Here is a 1536-nt window from a genome sequence, read left to right as displayed (position 1 = left end):
CGATAGTGTTGAAAAAGTCCGGGTTGCAGCAGTCCTGAAGCACTGATTCAATCTTCGTCGTAAGAGGAGATTGAGTCGATGATGGGCGAGCAAAGTGTGATGCAGGAGGAGCTGTTCTACGGCTTCAGCCTGGAGCGGCATGTGCCGGCGGATCACCTGCTCAGAGCGATCGACCACTTCGTCGACCTGTCCGCCATCCGCCAGCATCTGGCGCCCTTCTACAGCCCGATCGGCCGTCCCTCGATCGACCCTGAGCTGCTGATCCGCATGCTGATCGTCGGCTATTGCTTCGGCATCCGCTCGGAGCGCCGGCTGTGCGAGGAGGTACATCTGAACCTGGCCTATCGGTGGTTCTGCCGGCTTGGCCTCGAGGGTGATGTGCCTGACCACTCAACCTTCTCCAAGACCCGCCACGGCCGCTTCCGCGATGCCGACCTGCTGCGCGAACTGTTCGAGACCGTCGTCCGGCGCTGCATAGCTGAAGGGCTCGTCGGCGGCGAAGGCTTTGCGGTCGATGCCAGCATGATCGTCGCCGACGCCCATCGTCAGCGCGGGATCGAAACGGCCGAGGACCTCAATCCCAAAGCCAAGCGGGCCGTGGCTGAGTATCTCGCCACTCTGGATGACGCCGCCTTCGGGGCCGCCACGCCGGTGGAGCCCAAGTTCGTCTCCCCTGTTGATCCCGCCGCGCGCTGGACTGCCGCTTGGGGTGGCCCAGCCGTCTATGCCTATTGCACGAACTATTTGATCGACGTGGAGCACGCCATCATCGTGGACGTGGAGCCCTCGACCGCGGTGCGCCAAGCCGAGGTGACGGCCGCCAAGACTATGATCGAGCGGGCGCACGACGAGCTCGGCCTCTGGCCGGAGCGGCTGATTGCCGACACCGGCTACGGCTCGGCCGAAATGCTGAACTGGTTGGTGCATGAGCGTGGGATCGAGCCGCATATCCCGGTCTTCGACAAGTCTAGGCGCAAGGATGGCACCTTCTCGCGCGACGACTTCACCTACGACCATAAGGCCGATACATACATCTGTCCTGGCGGGAAGACGCTCAGGCAGCGCCAGAAGACCTATCGGATGCCACACCCTCTCGTCGACGAGAATGGCATGATGCGCTATCGCGCCAGCAAGCTGGATTGCGACGCCTGTGCCCTGAAGCCCAGCTGTTGCCCGAAGGAGCCGGCGCGCAAGGTGCTGCGCTCGATCTATGAGGGCGCGCGCGACATGGCCCGCGACATCGCAAAGACAGACGCCTACCAGACCTCACGCTATCAGCGGAAGAAGGTGGAGATGCTGTTCGCGCACCTCAAGCGCATCCTGAAGCTCGATCGATTGCGATTGCGCGGCCCCTGTGGTGCCCGCGATGAGTTCCACCTTGCAGCCATCGCCCAGAACCTCAGGAAATTGGCCAAGATTTGCACCCTCGGAACAAACGTCCGAGCCACTTAAGGCGAGGAGGTCGCGTCGACCTTAATCAAGACGCTTCGGTGCGAGTGGATCCACGGCTTCATCGCCGACTTCTTCAACACTATC

At 62.2% G+C, this 1536-nt stretch carries 1 protein-coding gene; it reads left to right on the top strand.

The window, feature by feature from the left end:
• The first annotated feature begins 78 nt into the window (after positions 1-78).
• The gene (locus tag NKH16_RS34805; RefSeq protein ID WP_352473781.1) at positions 79-1452 is read left to right on the top strand and encodes a transposase; all 1374 of its coding nucleotides are present in this window, start codon (positions 79-81) and stop codon (positions 1450-1452) included.
• Positions 1453-1536: the final 84 nt, after the last annotated feature.

Origin of the sequence: Mesorhizobium sp. M1307 (assembly GCF_040318155.1) — a bacterium.
In the GTDB taxonomy this organism is placed as follows: Bacteria; Pseudomonadota; Alphaproteobacteria; order Rhizobiales; family Rhizobiaceae; genus Mesorhizobium.
The sequence above is the reverse complement of the archived record's forward strand: the minus strand, read 5'-3'. Positions and strand labels throughout refer to the sequence as shown.